Below are 22,871 nucleotides of genomic sequence, written 5' to 3'. Positions count from 1 at the left end.
ATCCCATCCAGATTAACTAGCCCTCGAGGATTCGACCATCCTGCAAAGACAACGTGCGGTCCATACGTGCGGCAAGATCGTAATTATGGGTGGCGATCAATGCCGCCAAACCTTCCTCGCGAACCAAAGTGGTTAGAACCTCGAAAACACGGTCCCCTGTACCTGGATCGAGATTGCCTGTGGGTTCGTCAGCCAGAAGCAGGGCCGGACCGTTAGCCAGGGCCCGCGCCATGGCGACACGCTGCTGCTCGCCACCTGACAACTGGCCGGGACGATGCCCGGCACGGTCTTCCAGGCCCACCTGTCGCAACAACGCCTCGGCGCGTTGTCGGGCCACGCCGCGCGGCCTGTCAGCGATCAACTGCGGGATCACGATGTTTTCCAAGGCAGAAAATTCAGGCAACAGGTGATGATACTGATATACGAACCCGATGGTTCGCCCCCTCAGCGCCGTACGCTGCCGCTCACCCAGGCCCGAGGAAAGGTTTCCGTCAATTGATATTTCGCCGCCATCTGCGCCTTCAAGCAGGCCGCATATCTGCAGCAGCGTCGATTTTCCGGCCCCTGAGGGTCCGACAAGGGCGACCATTTCACCACGCTGGATAGTCAGATCAGCGCCTCGCAAAACTTCAAGCTTGCGGCCTCCCTGATTGAAAACCTTGCGCACCCCCGTCAACGAAAGCACCGAGTTACTCATAACGAAGCGCCTCCACCGGATCGAGGCGCGCAGCGCGCCAGGAAGGATAGAGCGTCGCCAGAAGTGACAGTCCCAAAGCCATGGCCACGACAGAAACCACTTCCATTGGGTCAATCACAGCCGGTAGCTGAGATAGGAAGTAAATTTCAGCATCAAACACCGTCGCGCCGAGCAACCCTTCAAGCCACTCGCGGATGGTTTGGATATTGTCGGCGAAGGCAACCCCCAGAACCAACCCCAAGAAGGTTCCTACAAAACCGATAGAGGCACCGCTCAGGAGAAATATACGCATGATCATGCCGCGCGACGCGCCCATGGTCCGCAATATTGCGATGTCACGCCCCTTGTCCTTCACTAACATTATCTGGCCTGAAATAATGTTGAACGCGGCCACCACGATAATGAGCGTAAGGATGAGGAACATAACATTACGTTCGACCTGCAACGCATTGAAAAAACTAGAGTTTGTTTGCTGCCAATCCTGGGTTACGAAAGTCGGCCCCAGGGCATCGCGTACCCTGGATCGCTCCAGGAACATACGATCCGCGTCCTTTACGAAAACCTCGATATCAGTGACGGCGCCCGGCACTTGAAAGAAAATCTGCGCGGCCTCCAGCGGCATGTATATGAAACTGCTGTCATATTCGTACATGCCAACTTCGAAGACGGCCGCCACGCGATATGTCTTGATCCTCGGCACCGTACCCAACATCGTCGTGTTTCCTTGGGGTGATACCAGCTTCAAGCTGCCACCAGCCCCCACATTGAACGCGCGTGCAAGGCGGCTGCCTATTACAAGGCCATCCTTCTCACCCACCTCGTCCAACGAACCACCGACAATGTTTTCGGCTATGATTTTGCGATTACGGAGCTCTTCCAGGCTGATACCGCGCACCACGGCACCGGACGCACCTTGGCCTGCCGTGACCATAGCCTGGCCACGTACTTGAGGCGTCGCTTGGATCACGAAATCCAAAGCTCGAACCTTGTCGGCGGCCGTCTCAAAGTCTTTGATGGTGCCACCACTTGAATAAACCGTCAGATGGCCGTTCACACCGAGAATGCGACCTAGTAACTCCTGACGGAAACCATTCATCACGGACATGACGATGATCAAGGTGGCCACGCCGAGACAGATTCCCAGCAGCGAGAACCCAGCAATCACATTGACGAAACCTTCCTGTCGCCGCGAACGGAGATAGCGCCAAGCAACCATCCGCTCGAATAGACCGAAGATCATGGGTATCTCCCTAGGCGTTCGACGGGCCACTATGACCCCAAGTGGTTCAGGCGCTCAGCTTGGCGAGCGCTGATTCGAGTGACATTTCCTGCTTTTCACCAGTTGCCCTGGATTTAAGCTCGACCACGCCCTTTTCCAACCCGCGCGGGCCGATAACCAACTGCCAAGGCAACCCGATCAGGTCCATATCGGCGAACTTTGCGCCGGGTCGAACATCCCGGTCATCGTAAAGCACCTCGACCCCGGCATCCTGAAGCTTTGCGTAAGCCTGATCGCAAGCAACGACACAGGTGTCGTCATTCACCCGCAGGTTCACCAGGCCGACCTTGTAAGGCGCTACGCATTCTGGCCAGATAATCCCCGCATCGTCATGGCTGGCTTCAATGATTGCACCCACCAAACGCGATACACCGATCCCGTAAGACCCCATGTGGACGGGCACCTCACCGCCATCCGGCGCAGCAACCACGGCACCGAATGGATCAGAATACTTGGTGCCGAAATAGAAGATGTGGCCGACTTCAATACCCCGTCGTTCTATCCGCTTATCGGCAGGCACCTGCGATTCAAACATCGCCTGATCGTGCTTTTCGTCCGTACGCGCATAAAGACTTGTGAAATGGTCCACGACACTCTGAACAGCTTTAGAGTCGTCATAGTTGACTGTCAGATTGGCAGCATCGGCGTCCTCAAAATCCTTATGGCACCAGACAGCGCTCTCACCGGTATCTGCCAGAATGATGAATTCATGGCTGAGATTGCCGCCGATTGGGCCGGTATCGGCTTCCATAGGAATTGCCTTTAGCCCCAGCCGCGCAAACGTCCTCAAGTAACACACGAAGTATTTGTTATAAGACTCTTTAGCGCCGTCATAATTCAGATCAAAACTATAGGCATCCTTCATCAAGAATTCGCGCCCGCGCATGACCCCAAAACGTGGCCGCACCTCATCACGGAACTTCCATTGAATGTGATAGAGTTGCTTCGGCAGGTCCCGATAGCTGCGCGCTTCGGCCTGGAAGATGTTGGTGATCAACTCCTCGTTTGTCGGGCCGTAGAGCATCTCCCGCTCGTGCCGATCCGTGATGCGAAGCATTTCAGGACCGTAGGCATCGTAGCGACCCGACTGCCGCCAAAGGTCCGCCGATTGAATGGTCGGCATTAGCATTTCCTGGCCACCCATCCGGTCCTGCTCTTCGCGGACGATCTGTTCGATCTTTTGCAGAACCCGGAATCCCATGGGTAACCAGGAATAAATTCCGGCACTGGCTTGGCGCACCATACCGGCGCGCAGCATCAAGCGGTGCGAGACGATCTGGGCCTCGGCGGGAGTGTCCTTCATCGTGGGCAGGAAGTAACGCGATAGGCGCATAAGGATTAGCCTTCTTTGACATATCTATTCCGCGCTTATAGCGCAGGCCTTGCTGCGGCGGAAGGTAGGCAAAGCGAGCAGTCCTGTCCAGCGAGTGTTTCCAGCCCAGCGGGTCGTCCACGAAAACACTCAGGGAAGATGCACTTCCCAATGACCCTCCCTAGCGTGTATGAGAATATTATTACCGAAGTAGCGGCTTGGGGGCGGCGCCTCGGTTTCACGCTTGGGCAGCATGACTAAAATGGGGGCGCAAATGGAAAGCCTATTCAAACTCAAGGAACACAACACCACAGTCCGCACTGAAATTCTCGCGGGGCTGACCACTTTCTTGACTATGGCGTACATCACCTTCGTTAACCCGGCAATCCTGTCTGATGCGGGGATGGATTTTGGCGCGGTCTTCGTCGCCACCTGCCTAGCCGCCGCGTTCGGCACGGCAGCCATGGGCCTCTTGGCCAACTATCCGGTCGCCCTAGCGCCGGGAATGGGGCTCAACGCCTTCTTTACCTACGGCGTGGTCCTGGGGATGGGCTACACGTGGCAAGCCGCCTTGGGTGCGGTTTTCGTGTCGGGCATACTCTTTATCATTTTGTCGATCCTGCCGGTGCGCGAGTGGATCATAAACTCGATTCCCAAGACGCTAAAGATGGCGATCTCCGCGGGTATCGGGTTTTTCCTGGCCATCATTGCACTGAAAAACGCTGGTCTCGTCGTTGATCACCCTGCGACCTTGGTGACGCTGGGCGATGTCACCGCCCTGCCCGCCGTGCTGGCAATCCTTGGATTCGTGGCCATGGTTGCTCTCGATTCCCTGCGGGTGCCAGGCGCAATTCTCCTTGGTATTCTCGGCGTAACGATTATCGGCATCCTGTTGGGCGTATCAGAATTTGTCGGCATCATGGATGTGCCGCCCGACCCAAGCCCGACCTTCCTTGCGATGGATATCGCCGGGGCGTTGCAGATTGGCATGCTGTCGGTCGTCTTCGCCTTCCTCTTTGTCGATATTTTTGACACGGCGGGAACACTGGTGGGTCTTGCCCATCGTGCTGGCTTACTCGACGAACAGGGCCGCCTGCCCCGCTTGAACAAAGCTTTGCTTGCGGATTCCGGCGCTTCGGTTGTCGGTGCGGCCCTCGGCACCTCCACAACGACCAGCTATATTGAAAGCGCTTCCGGGATCAAGGCTGGTGGTCGGACCGGCCTGACCGCAGTTGTCGTTGCGGTCCTGTTTCTACTAGCGCTTTTCTTTGCACCATTGGCGCAAACGGTTCCGGGATACGCAACCGCGCCGGCCTTGCTGTTTGTTGCCTGCATGATGGCGCGTGGTATCGCTGAAATCGATTGGGACGATGCAACAGAATATGCGCCGGCGGTGGTGACCGCGCTCGCCATGCCACTCACCTTCTCGATTGCCGAGGGAATCGGTCTTGGATTCATCACCTATGCCGCGGCGAAGTTACTCAGCGGGAAGGGTGCGAGCTGTCCAATCGCAGTTTATGTCATCGCTGCTGTATTCATCCTCAAACACGTGATTACGTGAAAGCGAGGTTTGACGACAAAATATTGCGTGACGTTAGCCCGATGATGCATTAAAAAACCTCATCCGGTCGACAAAAGCACGGCTCGGGTTTGGGGAGGAAAAATAGAAAACGGCGGGCTTCAAGGAGCCTGCCGTTTTTAATTCAGCGAAACCGTATGGAGCAGCCGCACTGGGCTCCTTTTCCTCTCACTTAGTCTCCTGATGCCACAAGGGGTTCGCATCCAGTATGCGGCGCTGCACGGGACATTTCGCCTGATGGGCCCCCGGCAGAACGCCGGTCGACATAAGGAATTCTCCAACGATCTCCGGGCCCATGAACTTGAAAGTCTTGCGGAACAGCTTGATCCACTCTTCCTTTGGCAAGGGATGGTGGGCCGCTATCCACCCTGCAAACCCGCCGTGGCTGGCCCGCAGATCTTGAATGCATCTAGCATTATGCATAAAGGCCTTGAGCTTTAGGCGGTTCCGAACCACACCCGGGTCGGCCAGGAACGCCGCCTGTTCTGCTTCACTGAGGGTTGCGACTCTATCGACATCGAATCCTGCGAGGCGATGTCTAAATCCTTCGCGCTTCTTCAGAATCAATTCCCAGCTTAATCCGGCTTGGGCGATCTCCAGAACCAAGCGCTCAAACAGTCGCGATTCATCATCGATCGGAAACCCATATTCATAATCATGGTAATGCCCATGAACCGGATGCCCCGGCGCCACATCGCAGTAATGCTGTCCCATAACAGCGCCTTTCCAGCCTATAGGTCTCTGAAAACTAGGATGTTGTTGTCGATCAGGTAGTAAAGGATACCCCATAAGATCAAGGTGATAAGGGACGTAGCCACGACTTTTCGCACCAACATGGGGCGCTCGGGGGCGCCGGGGTCATGCCCTACTTCCGGGTTCTTTGCCCGATGGACGCCCCAGGGGAGGACTGCAAAAAGTACAACCCACCAGATTATGAAATAGAGCACGATCGCGGTGACGGTCGTCATCGTTCGAAGCTGCCTTTTCTAAAGGTGCCAATCACACCTGCTCCAGTTCGACCAACGTGCCGCAGAAGTCTTTGGGATGCAAAAACAGCACCGGCTTGCCGTGCGCGCCGATCTTCGGCTCACCATCACCCAGGACCCGTGCGCCTTCCGCTTTCAAGCGATCCCTGGCCGCGAGGATATCATCAACTTCGTAACAGAGATGGTGCATGCCCCCCGAAGGGTTGCGTTCCAGAAAGGCAGCGATCGGCGATCCTTCGCCCAAAGGATAAAGTAACTCGATCTTGGAGTTTGGAAGCTCGACAAATACCACCGTAACACCGTGGTCAGGCTCGTCCTGCGGGGCAGATACCTTGGCGCCAAGAACATCTCGATACTGACGGCTCGCTGCTTCCAGATCGGGGACTGCAATTGCTACATGGTTCAATCGTCCAATCATTCTAACCCTTTCCTCATCGCTTTATTCCAGCCGGATGACATGAACCTGGGTAACAGGTTTCCTTCCGGTAAGCCGCTTAAAAGAACGTCTTAGAGCCACGCGAGCCGTTTCCGTAACGATTGCGTCGTTGCGTCGTTCGGATTTGCGCAGGCTTGCTATCTGCCGCTCAATGTAATCAGCCACATCCTCCATATTGGCTTCCTGCTCTTCTTCATCCAGTAGCCCGTGACAGGAGATCACAGGGTCGGCGAGCAGTTCACCATCCTCGTCGATTACCAGTGTTACGCCAGCGGACCCATTATGGAGCATGCGCACCCGGCTCCGTAAAACCTCGCTGTCGATTGGTCTCACCTTTTGGCCGTCCAACGCCAAACGGCCGCTCGGCACTTGTGAAACGATCTCGGCGGGTCCGGGGGCAAGCCGGATCAGGTCGCCGTTGGCCGAAATGATGCTTTCAGGAACTTGGCACTCCCGGGCCAACTGTGCGTGTTCTTGCAGCATCCTGGGTTCACCGTGGACCGGTATGGCAATACGGGGTCGAACCCAGTGATACATCTGGGTTAGCTCTTCACGTGCCGGGTGCCCGGACACATGAATAGGATGATCATCGTCGGTGTAGACCTGGACACCGTCCAGCGCCAACAAGTTTTGCAGCGAAAAGATGCTGACCTCGTTGCCGGGAATAATTCGAGAAGAGAACACTACCGCGTCCCCAGCCTCCAACTTCACATGCGCATGCTCTTTGCGGGCTATACGGGCCAACGCCGAGCGCGCTTCACCCTGGCTTCCAGTACAGATCAGCATGACCTCGCTGCGCGGTAGATACCCTATTTCCCGCTCATCGACAGTGTTCGGGAAATCAAGCAGATAGCCTGTCTCCTGTGCGGCTTCGACCATTCTATGCAAAGAACGGCCGACCAGGGCAACGCGACGCCCGGTCTTCCTGGCCACTTGGCCGAGCGAATGCAGACGGGCCACATTGGAGGCAAAGCAACCGACCGCAACACGCTGATCAAGGCCACTAATAAGCCGCAACAAGCCTTGCTGGACACCCGATTCTGATCCGGATTCCCCTTCGACGAGCGCGTTGGTTGAATCACAGACCATCGCGAGCACATCTTCGTCGGCAAGGCGTCGTAAACGCGCCTCGTCGAAATTATCGCCAAGCAGAGGTTCTGGATCGAGCTTCCAGTCGCCCGTATGGAGGACCGTTCCCATAGGCGTCTTTATGATCAGAGCGTTGGGCTCAGGAATCGAGTGGGTCAACGTCACCAACTCGATCTCAAAGGGCCCAACAGAAAAACTCCCCGAAAGGTTGACCTCATGAATCGGCACCTTACCAAGCAAGCCGACTTCCTCAAGCTTTCGGCGCAAGAGCGATGCGGTGAAGGCCGTCGCGTAGACGGGGCAACCCAGGCGATCCCAAAGATATGGCACGGCCCCCAGATGATCCTCATGCGCATGGGTCAGGATCAATCCTACGAGATCCTTTCGTCTGGCCTCGATGAAGGCCGGGTCAGGCATGACCAAGTCCACACCCGGCACCCGTTCGTCACCAAAAGTGACGCCTAGATCGACCATTAACCATGCGCCATCATGGCCGTAGAGATTGAGATTCATCCCAATCTCGCCAGTGCCGCCTAATGGCAGGAAATAAAGCGCTTCTTTTTCTGGAAAATCAGCCACATTCACCTAATTTCTTATCTTATACTTTAATTATTGTTGAGCGCGTGGATAAGCTGCAATCCGCGAAGCGTCAAGTCACCGTCTACCATGCCGATGGCGTCTGTCGCCTCCGAGAACAGCGGTGCAAGGCCGCCCGTGGAAATTACTTTCATTGGTTGGCCGTATTCCGCTTGGATGCGCGCCACAAGACCTTCTATCAAACCTATGTAGCCCCAGAAAACACCCGATTTCATGGCCGGAACCGTCGCTTTGCCAATGACGGTCGCAGGCTTATCGACAACAATCCTGGGTAGTTGAGCGGCTGCCCGATATAGGGCATCGATAGACAAATTGATCCCGGGCGCTATGACACCCCCTTCATAGGCTCCGTCTGGACCAACGATATCGAATGTCGTAGCAGTGCCGAAATCAATCACGATCAGGGGTCCGCCGTAGCGCTCCTGCGCAGCCACGCAGTTTACCAAGCGGTCTACGCCAACCTGTTCGGGGCGATCAACGCGGATGGGGACACCGATCTTCACATCGGGCTGTCCCACCATCAGGGGTTGGACGCGAAAGTAACGGCGACAAAGGCTGATCAGGGCATAGTTCGCCGGTGGCACCACATTGGCGATTATTGCGGCCGAAATATCTTGCGAGGCAAGCCCGTCGAGCTGCATCAACTGGGTCAACCAAACGGCGTACTCATCAGCGGTCCGGTTTGCCTGGCTTGACGCGCGCCAGTATCCACAACGCCGATCACCATCATAGATGGCGAACCCGACGTTGGTGTTGCCTGAATCAATGGCCAACAGCATCAGCCACGCACTCCCTCACCGGAGATTTCCGGGTTCTCAGAGGAACCGAAAAAAACATCGCCCACTGAGATTCGGCGCGTACTATTGTCGGCCATTCGGACGATCAGGCGACCCTCCTCATCAAGGTCTTCAAACAAACCAGTGGTGACTTCATTTGGTAAACGCACACGAATATCCTGGCCCAGCCCATGCGCGTGCAGTAGCCAGGTTTTCCTAAGAGGCGCAAAGCCGTCCTCTAGCCAGCGGTTCACCCACGACATGAAATGCCGTGTAAAGCGTTCCAGCAAAACCACCTCGGTCAGGGAGGAATCAGCACCCTCGAACCGCAGCCCGGTCGCGGGAAATTCCGTGTCCTTCGGAAAAGAGCTGATGTTCACCCCCATCCCCAGAACCATCCATTCCAGGTAGCCATCCGCATCGCCCTTGCCTTCCATCAACATACCCGCAAGCTTCCGACCATTCGCCAGAATGTCATTCGGCCATTTGTAGGTGATTTCGATCAGTGGTGGAGCTACGGAACCGATGGCATCGCCCATGGCGAGAGAGGCTGCAAAACCAAGTTGCGATGCCTCCCGTAGCGGGCGGTCCGGTCTCAGGATAATTGAAAAATACAGATTCCCAGGAGGGCTCTGCCAGTTTCGACCCTGTCGCCCGCGCCCGGCAGTCTGCTCAAGAGCCCAAACCAATGTGCCCTCTTCAGCGCCCTCCTCGGCAAGACGCCGAGCTTCCTCGTTCGTGCTCCCAATCTTTTCCAGGGCAACTAAGCGAAACGCAGGCGCCAGCTTGGGTGTTTCAGGCGCGTCGCTCATAGATTTTTCTCCTCAGCCGGCAAAGAGTGAAGCTGCTGCGCTACCCGCGGTTTCAACCAACGGCCCCGGAACAACGAAGAAGAAGACTATTGCCACAGCAGTCGCCAGCAACACCAGTCCCAGTGGCCTTCCCGGCGGTTCATCTAGACTTTCGACAGGCTCATCAAAGTACATGAGCTTGATGATTCGAAGGTAGTAAAAGGCTCCTACGACTGATGCCAGAACACCAATCACCGCGAGTGTGTAAAGCTCAGCATTGATCGCGGCCATAAAGACATACAGCTTTCCGAAGAAGCCCGCCAGCGGCGGAATTCCAGCCATGGAAAACATGAAAATCGCCATTGCAAGCGCCACCATTGGATTGGTCTTGGAAAGCCCCCGTAAGTCGTCGATTCCCTCCAACATGCGGCCTTGATGACGCATAGACAAGATCACCGCGAAGGTTCCCAGGTTCATGACCAGATAGATCGCCATATAGATCATGATCCCCTGGACACCCTGCTCGCTGCCCGCAGCAAGCCCCACCAGTGCGTAGCCCATATGTCCAATAGAGGAATAAGCCATCAGACGCTTGATGTTGGTCTGCTGTATCGCCGCAAAAGCGCCAAGAGTCATCGAAGCGATGGAAATGAAAATTACGATCTGCTGCCACTGGTCGATCAAATCGCCAAAAGGCCCAATCAAGACACGCACGAACAGTGCCATCGCCGCTACCTTCGGCGCGGTCGCAAAGAAAGCCGTAACCGCTGTGGGCGCGCCTTCATAAACGTCAGGTGTCCACATATGGAAAGGCACGGCGGAAATCTTGAAAGCCAAACCCGCCATGACGAAGACCACACCGATGATCAGGCCGAGGGAGGGTGCTTCACCAGAGGCGGCAGCCGCCTCAAAGACATTGGCGAGCACGACGAAATCAGTCGCGCCTGCAAAGCCATATACCAGAGAGCAGCCGTAGAGCAGCATTGCCGACGAAAGGGCGCCCAGAATAAAGTACTTCAAGCCCGCCTCGGTCGACCGCTGGCTGTCACGCCGAAAGGCGGCAACCACGTACAGCGCCAGCGACTGAAGCTCCAGACCGACATAGAGCGACATTAAATTGCCGGCAGAAATCATCATCAGCATGCCAAGGCTGGAAAGGACGAGTAGTACTGGGAACTCGAAGCGGTCCATGCCCTGCTCCGCCACGTATCGAAGTGACAGGAACATCGCGCCAATCGCGCCAATCAACACCAGCGACTTCATGAACGTCGCAAAGCCATCAATCACGAACAGGCCGTTGAAGGCGAGCCCCGCCGGTTCCGGCTGAAACCACAACAGCAACAAAGCCAAAGTGAGAACGCCCACGGATGGCCAGAGCGTCGTATCTGCTGTTCCCTTTTTGTGGAAAACGCCCAGCATCAATAGCCCCATTGAGGCAACTGCCAGGAACAATTCCGGAAGGGCGCGAGTTAGTTCGAGGTCGGCAATCATAGGCTACGCTTTCCCTCAGTTTAGGCCGAACACGGCAGCAAGGCGGGGCGCATCGCTCCCGGCCAGCGCCAGCTCGTAATTAGAGATCAGGTTTTCCACCGAAGCCGACATGATGTCGAGGAAACTCGCCGGATAGACACCCATCCACAGCATGATGACCAGAAGTGGCGCAAAGACTGCCTGCTCACGCCAACTTAGGTCGGCGAGGCTCTTTAGATCCTCCTTGGTCAACTTGCCGAAGATAACGCGGCGATAGAGATAGAGCATGTAGGCCGCACCCAGCACCATGCCGCTTGCCGTCAACAGCGCGACCCAGGTGTTGTGCTGGAAAGCGCCGACGATGACCAGGAACTCGCCAACAAAGCCAGACGTGCCCGGCAGCCCCACGGAACCAAGCATGAAAGCCATAAAAATTAGTGCATACGCCGGCATCGTTTCCGCAAGACCGCCGTAGCGGGAAACTTCGCGCGTGTGCAAACGATCATAGACGACACCGACGACGAGGAAGAGAGCCGCCGAGACCACACCATGCGAAAGCATCTGGAAAATAGCGCCTTCAAGGCCCTGTTGATTGACCACGAAAATGCCGACCGTCACGAAACCCATGTGCGCGACTGACGAGTAGGCAATCAGCTTTTTCATGTCTTCCTGTGCCAAGGCAACCAGTGATGTGTAAATCACGGCGACGATGGAAAGGGTAAAGATCAACGGCATGAAGAATTGGCTGGCCTCTGGTAACATCGGCAAGGAGAAGCGCAGGAACCCATAAGCACCCATCTTCAAGAGCACGCCTGCCAGAATGACAGAGCCTGCCGTCGGTGCCTCCACGTGGGCGTCCGGCAACCAGGTATGAACCGGCCACATCGGCACTTTGACGGCAAAGGAAGCGAAGAAGGCCAGCCACAACCAGATCTGCATGTCGAAAGGAATGCGACTTGTCAGCAAGGTTGGAATATCTGTGGTCCCGGTTTCCAGATAAATCGCGAGAATTGCCAGCAGCATCAACACCGAACCCGCCAGCGTATAGAGAAAAAACTTAAAGGCGGCGTACACACGGCGCTGACCGCCCCAAACACCGATGATCAGGAACATCGGAATCAGCACGGCCTCAAAGAAAATGTAGAAGGTGATGAAGTCGAGTGCGCAGAACATGCCCACCATCATGGTTTCCAGAACCAGGAAGGCGATCATGTACTCCTTAACGCGCTTTGTGATCGATTCCCAACTCGCCAACACGCAAAGCGGCGTCAGCAGGGTCGACAACAACACGAAGAGCACCGAAATACCGTCGACTCCAACCTTGTAGGCGATACCAAAGGTCGGCAACCATTCAATGCGTTCGACAAACTGAAACTCGGCAGTGCCTCGTTCGAAATCGAACCAAAGGAAGAGCGACAAGGCAAACGTGATAAGTGATGTCCAGAGCGCGACATAACGGGCGTTGCGCGCAACAACCTCTTCATCACCCCGCACAAACAGGATGAAAGCAGCCCCTACCAGCGGCAGGAAGGTTACTAGCGAAAGAATTGGCCAACCTTGCATAACTTTCGCCTCATCCAATCCGAGTCAAGAGATACCAGCTAACCAGGAACACCACCCCGATCAGCATGGCAAAGGCATAGTGATAGACGTAACCGCTTTGAACCTTGGCCACGCGTTGCGCGATACCCCGAGCAACGCTCGCAACACCGTTGGGACCCAAACCATCTATCAACAGAACATCGCCCGTCTGCCACAGTCCTCGGCCCAAAGCTCTCGCCGGTCGTACGAAGAGAAAATCGTAAAGCTCGTCGAAATACCATTTGTTGAGCAAGAACAGGTAAAGCGGCCGCGCTGCCGAAACGAACCGGGCAGGCAAGCCGGGCATTACGCTGTAGGCCAGATAAGCAGTGGCAATACCGGAAACCGCGACGACCAGCGGCAAGATCTTGACCCAGGTCGGAACGTGGTGCGCTTCTTCGATAACATCTTCAAGCGCAAGTATGGATGCACCCCAGAACGCTTCACGACCATCTCCGACGAACCAGTCATAGGCAACGTAACCCACCAAAACGGCACCGCTCGCCAGCACCATCAATGGGATCAACATCACCTTTGGCGATTCATGGGCATGCTCAAACACATGAGCGTCACCGCGGTACTTACCGTGGAAGGTCATGAGCAGAAGGCGCCAGGAATAGAACGCCGTCAGGAAGGCGGCGATCACGCCGGCCCAGAAAGCAAACTGCCCTGCCCCGGTATGCGCTGCGTAAGCCGCCTCCAAGATCATGTCCTTGGAGAAGAAACCTGCGAAAGGCGGAATACCGGCCAATGCCAACGAGCCGATCCACATCAACCCATAGGTATAGGGAATGGTCTTCCACAAACCGCCCATCTTGCGCATATCCTGCTCGTCGGACACCGCATGGATGACCGACCCAGCACCCAAGAAAAGCAATGCTTTGAAGAAAGCATGAGTTGCCAGGTGGAATATCGCCGCACCATAAGCCGACACACCAATCGCGAAGAACATGTAACCAAGCTGCGAACAGGTCGAATAGGCGATCACGCGCTTGATATCGTTCTGCGTCGTGCCGACAGTGGCTGCAAAGAAGGCCGTGCAGGCGCCGACAATGGTCACGACGGTCAGCGCATCAGGCGCATACTCGAAAATGGGCGAAAGCCGGACCAGCATGAAGACCCCTGCCGTCACCATGGTCGCTGCATGGATCAGGGCTGAAACGGGTGTCGGCCCCTCCATGGCATCGGGCAGCCAGGTATGTAGGCCGAGTTGCGCGGATTTACCCATGGCGCCGATGAAGAGCAACAAGCATATGATTGTGAGCGCATGGCCTTCAAACCCCAGGAAACCGAGTTGATGGTCGGCATACTGTGGGACGATCTGAAAGGCCTGTTCGAAATTGACCGTACCGAGCAACAAAAAGGCACCGGCAATGCCCAGGGCAAAACCGATATCACCAACCCGGTTGACCAAGAAAGCCTTTATTGCCGCGGCATTGGCGCTAGGACGCTCGTACCAGAAACCAATCAGCAGATAGGATGCCAGCCCCACGCCTTCCCAACCGAAGAACATCTGCACGAAATTATCGGCGGTCACCAGCATCAACATGAAAAATGTGAAGAGGCTGAGATAACTGAAAAAACGCGGCTTGGATTTGTCATGGCTCATGTAGCCAACAGAGTAGATATGGACCATGGCGGACACGACCGTGACCACCACGAGCATGACAGCTGAAAGCGTATCGATCCGCAGCGCCCAGGATGCCTCGAATGACCCGCTGTCAATCCAGGTGAAGAGCTCGACAAGACGCACCTTTTCGTCGCCGAAGGCTACAGAGGCAAAGGTGATGCAGGACAGCAGCGCAGCGAGCACCAGAAAACTGCAGGTCACAAGCTGTGCACCACGGTCACCGATACGCTTGTCGAAGAAACCCGCGATGATGGCGCCCAACAACGGCAAAAAGACGATCAGAAATTCCATGGCTAGCGCCTCAGCCCTTCATCATGTTGATGTCTTCAACCGCGATCGACCCACGGTTTCGGAAATAGACCACCAGAATGGCCAAACCGATCGCCGCTTCAGCAGCGGCAACCGTTAAGACAATCATGGTGAACACCTGACCGACCAGATCCCCCAGATGAGTGGAAAAAGCCACGAAGTTGATGTTAACAGCCAGCAACATCAGCTCGAGAGACATCAGAATGACGATTACGTTCTTGCGGTTCAGGAAAATGCCGAAAATCCCCAGGGTAAAAAGGATCGCCGCCAGCGTGAGGTAATGCGATAAGCCAATTTCCCACATATCACACCCCACTCCGACTTGGGACTTTCTTGACCTCCACGGAATCGCTGACTTTGCGCGAAACCTGTTGTGAGATCGACTGACGTCGCACGCCTTCGCGCTGGCGCAGGGTCAGTACGATGGCGCCGATCATGGCAACCAGCAGCACCAAGCCCGCAGCTTGGAAGAGGTAAATGTAGTCCGTGTAGAGGATACGCCCCAAGGCCCGGGTGTTACTGGCCTCGGACAAGGGCGGTATCGGCAGTTGCGCGACAGCGACCGCTTCCGGCGAAACAACCCACGCACCCAGTGCCAAGACCAACTCCAGCAGCAGGATCAGGCCTACAAGAGCTCCGATAGGCAGGTATTGAAGGAACCCCTGCCGCAACTCGACGATGTTGATATCCAACATCATCACGACGAAAAGGAACAACACCGCCACCGCGCCGACATATACAACAATCAGGATCATCCCCAAGAACTCGGCGCCCATCAGAACGAACAATCCGGCCGAGTTTACGAAGGCAAGGATTAGGAAAAGGACCGAATGCACGGGATTTCGCGCCGCAATTACCATTACGGCCGAAGCCACCGTGATCGCGGCGAAGAGATAAAAAACCAGGGCTTGTACGATCATGACCGGCTGCCCTTCCTCTCTCTCACGACAAACAAAATACCGTTCCTTTCCTAGTCACCGACTCATCCCTCGGGCCGGCCCATCTCTGTCATCTGGCTGCCGATCACCGATAGGGTGCATCCAACGCCAAATTCTGAGCGATCTCCTGTTCCCAACGATCGCCATTTTCGAGAAGCTTTTCTTTGTTATAGAAAAGCTCTTCGCGGTTCTCGGCGGCAAACTCGAAATTTGGCCCTTCGACAATAGCGTCTACCGGGCAAGCCTCCTGGCAAAGACCACAGTAAATGCACTTCGTCATGTCGATGTCGTAGCGCGTCGTACGACGGCTGCCATCTTCACGCGGCTCCGCCTCGATGGTAATCGCCAGCGCAGGACAAACCGCTTCGCAAAGCTTACAGGCGATACAACGCTCCTCGCCGTTCGGATAACGGCGCAAGGCATGCTCCCCCCGGAATCGCGGGCTCAGCGGCCCCTTCTCGTGGGGATAGTTCAATGTCACCTTCGGCTTGAAGAAATACCGCAGGGTGAGCCACATCCCGGAGAGCAACTCCAACAGGAACAGCGATTTGACGCTACGCTCTACAAAGGCCATTGGATCAAACCTCTTTCATCGTCATGCGGGCACCCAATCGAAAGCCACCAGTACGCCCGCCGTCAGCACGACCCAAATCAGCGATAGGGGCAAAAATACTTTCCATCCCAGGCGCATCAATTGGTCGTAGCGATAGCGCGGGAAGGTAGCACGCACCCAAAGGAAGCAGAACAAAACCAAGGCAATCTTACCGGCGAACCAAATGGGCCCCGGAATCCAGTTAAACGGCGCAATGTCCATGATCGGCAACCAACCGCCCAGAAACAGGATGGACACCATCGCACTCATAAGGATCATGTTCGCGTATTCGCCGAGGAAGAAGAGTGCGAAGCTCATCGCTGAGTACTCGACGAAATAGCCGGCCACCAATTCCGACTCGCCTTCCGGCAGGTCAAATGGCGCCCGGTTCGTCTCCGCCAGCACCGACACGAAAAAGATCACGAACATCGGCAGCAGCGGTAAGGCAAACCAGACGGTTCGCTGTGCCTCCACGATCGCTGTCAGGTTCAACGAACCAACACACAGCAACACTGTGATAATGACGAAGCCCATGGAAACTTCGTAGGACACCATCTGCGCAGCCGAGCGGAGCGCGCCTAAGAAGGGGTATTTGGAGTTCGAGGCCCAACCGGCCATCAAAACGCCATAGATACCAAGGGAGGAGATCGCAAAAAGATAGAGGATACCGACGTTGATGTCGGCGATCACCAACCCCTCACCGACGGGAATCACGGCCCATGCCACCATTGCCAGTGCAAAGGTCAGCATCGGCGCTGCCATGAACACAACCTTGTTCGCGCCGACCGGCAGAATCGTCTCTTTGAACAGCAATTTCACGCCATCGGCTAACGGCTGCAGCAAACCGAGCGGGCCGACGACGTTGGGGCCCTTGCGAAGCTGCATCGCTGCGATGACCTTGCGCTCGGCATAGGTCAGATAAGCGACGGCTACCAACAAAGGAACAACGATCGCCAGAATCTGCAGGACGATATAGATTGTCGGCCAGGCGTAGCCGCTCCAGAATTCAACCATGGGTCCCGGTCGCCTCCCCTGTCTTCCAGACGAAGGCCTCGCTACAGGCCGCCATGGTCTCTGACGATCTTGATATCGGGTCCGTCATGTAGAAATTCTCGATCGGTAGGCTGAAGGGCTCCTTGTTCACGGTCCCTGCTTTGCCAAACACACCCCAAGCCCCGGGAGCGATCTGATCAAGCGATCCGAAAACCGAATTCACTTCGATCATCCGTTGACGCAGTTGCCCAAGATTATCGTATGGCAAAGGCTCCCCAAGGCGTTCGGACAGCGCGCGCAGTATCGTCCAGTCCTCGCGCGCTTGTCCGGGAGGAAACACCGTTAGACGGCCCAGTTGTACCCGGCCTTCGGTGTTCACATAGGTACCATTCTTCTCGGTGTAAGCCGCACCCGGCAGGATGACATCGGCGCGATGCGCCCCGGCGTCGCCATGGTGGCCTTGATAGACGACGAAGGCATTGCCCAGTTGATTCGCCGGAATTTCGTCCGCACCCAACAGCCACACGGCCTTGACATCACCCGCCTTACAGCCTGCGAGGATACCTGCCAGGTCGCGGCCACCTTCGCCGGGCAAGAAGCCTATATCTAAACCGCCGACACGGCTGGCCGCGCGCTGCAGAACATTAAAGCCGTTCCAGTTGTCGCTCACCATGCCGTAACGTTCGGCGACCTCCCGGGCCAAAGCCAATAAGGCGTCGCCGTCAGCACGCGCCAACACGCCGGAACCCAGAACGATCATCGGGCGCTCGGCTTGATCGAGAACCTTGGCAAAATCACTTTTGCCCTTGGCAAGCGCGGCCAGAGCGCTCGGGTCCTCACCCAGATGCGCATAGTCATATGTCAGATCGACTTCCGGTCCAATCAAACCGATCGGAAAGCGACCTTTCAAGAACCGCTTGCGGATGCGGGCATTAACCATGGCCGCTTCCCATCGCGGGTTGCTGCCCACGATCAAGCAAGCATCTGCCTCTTCAATCCCAGCGATCGAGGTATTGAAAATATAACTTCCGCGAGGGCCGTTACCGATCTTGGCACCGTCTTGTCGACAATCGATGTTGGTAGAGCCAAGACCGCTCATGAAATCCTTTAGAGCGAGCATGGATTCCACGTCACAAAGGTCCCCGGCAATAGCTGCCAGTTCATCGCCACCCAAGCCCTTAAAGCCCTCAATGATCGCATCAAAGGCTTCGTCCCAGGTCGCTGGCTGCAGCTTTCCGTCACGGCGTACATAGGGACGGTCGAGACGGCGCCTCTTGAGGCCATCAATAGCGTGCCGGGTCTTATCGTGAATCCACTCTTCGTTGATGCCCTCATGCAGGCGCGGCAGGACACGTAGAACTTCACGACCTCGGACATCGACACGAATGTTGGAGCCAACCGCGTCCATAACATCAACGCTCTGCGTCTTGCGCAGTTCCCAAGGGCGCGCATGAAAAGCATAAGGGCGGCTGGTAAGCGCGCCCACCGGACAGACATCCACGACATTGCCCGAAAGCTCCGAATTGACTGCCTGCTCCAAGCTGGTGATTTCAGCGTTTTCACCACGGTTCAACAGCCCCATCTGCTCCACGCCGCCAATCTCCGTTGAGAAACGAACACAGCGCGTGCAGTGAATGCAGCGGGTCATGATTGTCTTTATCAACGGCCCCATGTACTTCTCTGGAACCGACCGCTTGTTTTCCTCATATCGGCTGCGATCAAAGCCATATGCCATGGCTTGGTCCTGCAAATCGCACTCGCCGCCTTGATCGCAAATCGGGCAATCGAGCGGGTGGTTGATCAGCAGGAATTCCATCACACCCTTGCGGGCTTTTTTTACCTTTTCCGAATCGGTCCGGATGACCATGCCGTCACCAACCGGCATCGCGCAGGAGGCGATGGGCTTGGGAGCTTTTTCCATCTCAACCAGACACATGCGGCAGTTGCCCGCAATGGACAAGCGGTCGTGATAGCAAAAGCGCGGCACTTCCTTGCCCGCCATTTCGCAGGCCTGAAGGACTGTTACCCCTGCGGGGACCTCAATTTCAACGCCATCTACCGTGATTTTCGGCATGAAGCCCTACTCCGCCGCCGTCTGGCGGGCTTTCTTGTAAGCGACAATTCGTTTTTCAAGTTCCGGCCGGAAATGCCTGATCAGCCCTTGAACCGGCCAAGCCGCGGCATCGCCCAGCGCGCAGATCGTGTGCCCTTCCACCTGATAGCTCACATCAAGCAGGCTATCGATTTCCGACACGTCAGCCCGACCTTCGACCATGCGCGTCATGACCCGGAACATCCAACCCGTACCTTCACGGCACGGTGTGCACTGACCGCAGGATTCATGCATGTAGAAGTGACTGAAACGCGCAATGGCTTCGACGATATCCGTCGACTTGTCCATCACCATCACAGCCGCCGTACCCAGACCGGACTTAACTTCACGCAGCGAATCGAAATCCATCAAAACGCTGTCGCAAATATCCTTGGGAATGACGGGCACCGAAGAGCCCCCAGGCACCACCGCCAGCAGGTTGTCCCAACCGCCCCGCACGCCGCCAGCGTGCTTTTCGATCAACTCCTTGAGCGGAATCCCCATTTCCTCTTCGACATTGCACGGTTGATTCACGTGACCGGATATCGAGAAAATCTTGGTGCCGGTATTGTTCGGCCGTCCCAAACCGCTCCACCACTCAGCGCCGCGCCGCAAAATGGTCGGCGCAACAGCGATGGTTTCAACATTGTTGACCGTCGAAGGACAGCCATAGAGCCCAACTGCCGCCGGGAACGGCGGTTTCAACCGTGGCTGACCCTTCTTGCCTTCGAGAGATTCGATTAACGCAGTTTCCTCGCCGCAGATATATGCGCCCGCACCGCGATGTATTTCGATATCGAAGTCATAGCCGGAACCGCAGGCGTTCTTACCTAGCAAGCCGGCAGAGCGCGCCTCCGCCACGGCCGCCTCAAGCCTGCACCAAGGCTCCCAGTATTCGCCGCGGACGTAGATGTAGGCTTTTGCGCAGCGCATCGCGAAACCGGCAACAAGACAGCCTTCCAACAGCATGTGCGGGTCATTGCGCATGATCTCGCGGTCCTTGCAGGACCCAGGCTCGGATTCATCGGCGTTGACCACCAGATAGCTCGGGCGCCCGTCACTCTGCTTGGGCATGAAAGACCACTTGAGACCCGTCGGAAAGCCTGCGCCCCCGCGCCCACGCAGTCCGGATGCTTTGATTTGCTCGACGATTCCTTCCGGCCCCAAATCAAGCAACTTCTTGGTCTGGTCCCAGATGCCGCGTTTCTGCGCACCCTTCAGCCCCCAGTCCTGCTGTCCATAAAGGTTCAAAAATACGCGGTCTTTATCGGAAAGCATCAGGCGCCCTCCTTCCCGAAAGTCGCTTGCAAGGTCGTCGGGCCACCTTCAGGCACCGACGCCAACCGCCCTTTTTGAGACCCAGGCTGAACCGTCTCGTCACGCTTTAATGCAGCAACAATTTCTTGAGCCCGTTCGGGTGTCAGGTCTTCGTAGTAATCACGGTCGTTCACCTGAAACATCGGCGCATTACAACAAGCGCCCAGACACTCGACCTCACGGACCGTCACCATTCCGTCGCTGCTGGTTTCGCCCAGGTGCGTTGTGCCCGCAGCCTCCAAACAAGCTTTGGCAATAGCGTCAGAGCCATTGAGCCAACAATGCGTCGTCCGGCAAACCTGGACGAGGTACTTGCCGACCGGTTTGCGGTTGAACATCGTGTAGAAACTGGCGACTTCATAGACCCGGATCGGTGCCATCTCCAAAAGCTCGGCAACATATTCGATACAGGCGTCTGAAACCCAATTGCCGTTTTGTACCTGCGCAAGGTAGAGCAGATAAATTACGGCGCTGGCCTGCCGCCCTTCCGGGTAACGCGCCATGTAATCCTTGGCCTTGGCGAGATTCTCCGAAGAGAACACAAAGCCGTCCGTTTTGGGCGCCGGGTAGGAGGTAATCTTGAGGTTCATCGGTCTACCTCCCCAAAAACAATATCCATAGCACCCAAAATGGCCACCGAGTCCGCCAGCATGTGGCCCTTGCACATAAAATCCATAGCTTGAAGGTGTGCAAATCCGGGTGCCCTGATTTTGCATCGGTAGGGCTTGTTCGAGCCATCCGATACCAGGAACACCGCAAACTCACCTTTCGGCGCCTCGACCGCCGTATAGGTTTCACCGGGAGGGACGTGATAGCCCTCGGTATAGAGCTTGAAGTGATGGATCAAGGCCTCCATTGAACGTTTCATCTCCCCGCGCTTGGGGGGCACGATCTTGTTATCGGTAACCGAAACCGGTCCATCAGGCATTTTTTCCAGACATTGCACGATAATTCGGTGGCTCTGGCGCATTTCTTCCATGCGAACCAAGTAACGATCGAAGCAGTCACCGTTCTTGCCGACCGGAATATCAAAATCCAAGTCTTCATAGCACTCATAGGGTTGCGATTTTCGAAGATCCCAGGCCACGCCCGAACCTCGCAGCATCGGTCCGCTAAAGCCCCAAGCATAGCAATCGTCCGCGGTAACCACCCCGATATCGACAGTCCGCTGGCGGAATATACGGTTGTCGGTCAACAGATCCTCGACATCGTCCAGCAATTTCTCAAACCCTTTGGACCAGGTCGCAATATCGGCCAGCAAACTGGCAGGCAGGTCTTGATGCACGCCACCCGGACGGAAATAGGCGGCGTGAAGTCTCGCTCCCGATGCCCGCTCGTAGAACTCCATGAGCTTTTCACGTTCTTCGAACATCCAGAGAATCGGCGTCATAGCGCCAACGTCCAGCGCGAAAGTCGCGACGTTCAGCAGGTGATTCAAAATCCTTGATATCTCGCAGTACAGCACGCGGACGTACTGCCCTCTCAGCGGCACTTCGATCCCTAGCAATTTCTCGGTTGCCAGACTAAAGGCGTGTTCTTGCGACATCGGTGCGACATAGTCCAACCGATCAAAATACGGCACCGCCTGAAGGTAGGTTTTGTATTCGATGAGCTTTTCCGTCCCCCGGTGCAACAATCCGATGTGAGGATCGGCGCGCTCGATGACTTCACCGTCCATTTCCAGAACAAGACGCAATACACCGTGCGCTGCGGGGTGTTGAGGACCGAAATTAAGCGTGAAGGGGCGGATTTTAGTTTCAGCCATCAGGATGCCCCCTCCTTACCGGATTTGCTCGCGGCCGGTTTCTCCGCCTTTTCATCACCGGGCAAGCGCAACATTCCCTCCCATGGACTCACAAAATCGAAGGTGCGGAAATCCTGAACCAACTTGACAGGTTCGTAGACAACCCGCTTTTGCGTTTCGTCGTAGCGTAATTCGACATGGCCGGTCAGCGGGAAATCCTTGCGCAAAGGATGGCCTTCAAATCCATAATCCGTGAGGATGCGGCGCAAGTCCGGGTGGTTATCAAAATAAATACCAAAGAGGTCCCATACTTCTCGCTCGAACCAATTCGCGCCGGGATAAAGCGGTGTCAGCGAAGGCACGGACTCTTCATCGCCCACGGCAAGTTTGACGCGCAGCCGCATGTTGTGGGCAAAGGACAACAGGTTGTAGACGAGCTCGAAACGTTGTTCACGGGCCGGGTAGTCGACCGCAGTGATGTCGGAAATCTGCTTGAATTTGCAGTTCTGATCATCGCGCAGGAAGCTCATCAGCTTAACCAGCCCGTCCTTACCGGTCCAAATCACCAGCTCGTCGTATGCAATTTCGCTGCGCAAGACCTCACGAGGCCTGCTCGCCTCAAGGTAATCTGCCAGCTCTTTCAAGGCTTCTAGCATGAAAGCC

General features: G+C 56.0%; 22 protein-coding genes. 1 reads left to right on the top strand and 21 read right to left on the bottom strand.

The genetic code is table 11. The features are described from left to right. Positions 1 to 16: 16 nt before the first annotated feature. Genes FHR98_RS10765 through proS form a run of 3 tightly spaced genes read right to left on the bottom strand, consistent with a single transcriptional unit; the run spans position 17 to position 3,309 of the window. A complete protein-coding gene (locus FHR98_RS10765) occupies positions 17 to 697 on the bottom strand; it encodes an ABC transporter ATP-binding protein (protein ID WP_183416688.1) in 681 nt (226 codons plus the stop codon). Further along, positions 690 to 1,937 carry a lipoprotein-releasing ABC transporter permease subunit gene (locus FHR98_RS10760; protein WP_183416687.1) on the bottom strand — a complete coding sequence of 416 codons (1,248 nt, stop codon included), beginning with the start codon at positions 1,935 to 1,937 and terminating at the stop codon, positions 690 to 692. Before FHR98_RS10760 ends, FHR98_RS10765 begins: the two co-directional genes overlap by 8 nt. 46 nt (positions 1,938 to 1,983) lie before the next feature. Then, the gene (gene proS / locus FHR98_RS10755) at positions 1,984 to 3,309 is read right to left on the bottom strand and encodes a proline--tRNA ligase (protein WP_183416686.1); all 1,326 of its coding nucleotides are present in this window, start codon (positions 3,307 to 3,309) and stop codon (positions 1,984 to 1,986) included. 253 nt (positions 3,310 to 3,562) lie between these two features. On the opposite strand from proS, the gene FHR98_RS10750 reads away from it, so the two are divergent. Further along, entirely contained in the window at positions 3,563 to 4,849 is a 1,287-nt protein-coding gene (locus tag FHR98_RS10750) for an NCS2 family permease (protein ID WP_246377707.1), read from the top strand. Between the two features lie 186 nt (positions 4,850 to 5,035). Here the strand turns inward: FHR98_RS10750 and FHR98_RS10745 are convergent, their stop codons facing one another. The 18 genes from FHR98_RS10745 to FHR98_RS10660 all read right to left on the bottom strand — a co-directional run bounded on the left by FHR98_RS10745 (position 5,036) and on the right by FHR98_RS10660 (position 22,864). Then, positions 5,036 to 5,581: a DNA-3-methyladenine glycosylase I gene (locus FHR98_RS10745; protein WP_183416685.1), complete on the bottom strand. Its 546-nt coding sequence runs from the start codon at positions 5,579 to 5,581 to the stop codon at positions 5,036 to 5,038. A 17-nt stretch (positions 5,582 to 5,598) separates the two neighbouring features. Continuing rightward, positions 5,599 to 5,835: a DUF1467 family protein gene (locus tag FHR98_RS10740; RefSeq protein WP_183416684.1), complete on the bottom strand. Its 237-nt coding sequence runs from the start codon at positions 5,833 to 5,835 to the stop codon at positions 5,599 to 5,601. A gap of 31 nt (positions 5,836 to 5,866) precedes the next feature. Then, the gene (mce, locus tag FHR98_RS10735) at positions 5,867 to 6,271 is read right to left on the bottom strand and encodes a methylmalonyl-CoA epimerase (RefSeq protein ID WP_183416683.1); all 405 of its coding nucleotides are present in this window, start codon (positions 6,269 to 6,271) and stop codon (positions 5,867 to 5,869) included. Positions 6,272 to 6,292: 21 nt separating this feature from the next. Further along, complete coding sequence (locus FHR98_RS10730) at positions 6,293 to 7,957, bottom strand: ribonuclease J (RefSeq protein WP_322091244.1); 1,665 nt, start codon at positions 7,955 to 7,957, stop codon at positions 6,293 to 6,295. Between the two features lie 26 nt (positions 7,958 to 7,983). After that, on the bottom strand, positions 7,984 to 8,754 hold the full coding sequence (locus FHR98_RS10725) for a type III pantothenate kinase (protein ID WP_183416682.1): 771 nt from the start codon (positions 8,752 to 8,754) through the stop codon (positions 7,984 to 7,986). After that, on the bottom strand, positions 8,754 to 9,563 hold the full coding sequence (locus FHR98_RS10720) for a biotin--[acetyl-CoA-carboxylase] ligase (protein WP_183416681.1): 810 nt from the start codon (positions 9,561 to 9,563) through the stop codon (positions 8,754 to 8,756). Before FHR98_RS10720 ends, FHR98_RS10725 begins: the two co-directional genes overlap by 1 nt. A 12-nt stretch (positions 9,564 to 9,575) precedes the next feature. Then, complete coding sequence (gene nuoN / locus FHR98_RS10715; RefSeq protein WP_183416680.1) at positions 9,576 to 11,033, bottom strand: NADH-quinone oxidoreductase subunit NuoN; 1,458 nt, start codon at positions 11,031 to 11,033, stop codon at positions 9,576 to 9,578. Positions 11,034 to 11,048: 15 nt separating this feature from the next. Then, positions 11,049 to 12,575, bottom strand: a complete 1,527-nt coding sequence (locus FHR98_RS10710) for an NADH-quinone oxidoreductase subunit M (protein WP_183416679.1) — start codon at positions 12,573 to 12,575, stop codon at positions 11,049 to 11,051. Positions 12,576 to 12,585: 10 nt separating this feature from the next. Next, a complete protein-coding gene (gene nuoL, locus FHR98_RS10705; protein WP_183416678.1) occupies positions 12,586 to 14,514 on the bottom strand; it encodes an NADH-quinone oxidoreductase subunit L in 1,929 nt (642 codons plus the stop codon). A 10-nt stretch (positions 14,515 to 14,524) separates the two neighbouring features. Continuing rightward, positions 14,525 to 14,836, bottom strand: a complete 312-nt coding sequence (nuoK, locus tag FHR98_RS10700; protein ID WP_183416677.1) for an NADH-quinone oxidoreductase subunit NuoK — start codon at positions 14,834 to 14,836, stop codon at positions 14,525 to 14,527. 1 nt (position 14,837) lies between these two features. Further along, positions 14,838 to 15,452, bottom strand: coding sequence for an NADH-quinone oxidoreductase subunit J (locus FHR98_RS10695; RefSeq protein WP_183416676.1), 615 nt, complete (start codon positions 15,450 to 15,452; stop codon positions 14,838 to 14,840). Between the two features lie 103 nt (positions 15,453 to 15,555). Next, positions 15,556 to 16,044, bottom strand: a complete 489-nt coding sequence (gene nuoI, locus FHR98_RS10690) for an NADH-quinone oxidoreductase subunit NuoI (RefSeq protein ID WP_183416675.1) — start codon at positions 16,042 to 16,044, stop codon at positions 15,556 to 15,558. 21 nt (positions 16,045 to 16,065) lie between these two features. After that, positions 16,066 to 17,076 (bottom strand): NADH-quinone oxidoreductase subunit NuoH, encoded by a 1,011-nt coding sequence (gene nuoH / locus FHR98_RS10685; RefSeq protein ID WP_183416674.1) that lies wholly within the window; start codon positions 17,074 to 17,076, stop codon positions 16,066 to 16,068. Next, complete coding sequence (gene nuoG, locus FHR98_RS10680) at positions 17,069 to 19,129, bottom strand: NADH-quinone oxidoreductase subunit NuoG (RefSeq protein ID WP_183416673.1); 2,061 nt, start codon at positions 19,127 to 19,129, stop codon at positions 17,069 to 17,071. The genes nuoH and nuoG overlap by 8 nt, the downstream gene beginning before the upstream one ends. A 6-nt stretch (positions 19,130 to 19,135) precedes the next feature. Continuing rightward, positions 19,136 to 20,425: an NADH-quinone oxidoreductase subunit NuoF gene (nuoF, locus tag FHR98_RS10675; protein ID WP_183416672.1), complete on the bottom strand. Its 1,290-nt coding sequence runs from the start codon at positions 20,423 to 20,425 to the stop codon at positions 19,136 to 19,138. Further along, the gene (gene nuoE / locus FHR98_RS10670) at positions 20,425 to 21,054 is read right to left on the bottom strand and encodes an NADH-quinone oxidoreductase subunit NuoE (protein ID WP_183416671.1); all 630 of its coding nucleotides are present in this window, start codon (positions 21,052 to 21,054) and stop codon (positions 20,425 to 20,427) included. The genes nuoF and nuoE overlap by 1 nt, the downstream gene beginning before the upstream one ends. Then, complete coding sequence (locus FHR98_RS10665; RefSeq protein WP_183416670.1) at positions 21,051 to 22,229, bottom strand: NADH-quinone oxidoreductase subunit D; 1,179 nt, start codon at positions 22,227 to 22,229, stop codon at positions 21,051 to 21,053. Before FHR98_RS10665 ends, nuoE begins: the two co-directional genes overlap by 4 nt. Then, the gene (locus tag FHR98_RS10660) at positions 22,229 to 22,864 is read right to left on the bottom strand and encodes an NADH-quinone oxidoreductase subunit C (RefSeq protein WP_183416669.1); all 636 of its coding nucleotides are present in this window, start codon (positions 22,862 to 22,864) and stop codon (positions 22,229 to 22,231) included. The genes FHR98_RS10665 and FHR98_RS10660 overlap by 1 nt, the downstream gene beginning before the upstream one ends. Positions 22,865 to 22,871 lie beyond the last annotated feature (7 nt).

Origin of the sequence: Limibacillus halophilus (assembly GCF_014191775.1) — a bacterium.
Taxonomy (GTDB): Bacteria; Pseudomonadota; Alphaproteobacteria; order Kiloniellales; family CECT-8803; genus Limibacillus; species Limibacillus halophilus.
This window is presented reverse-complemented; position numbering and strand designations above follow the sequence as displayed.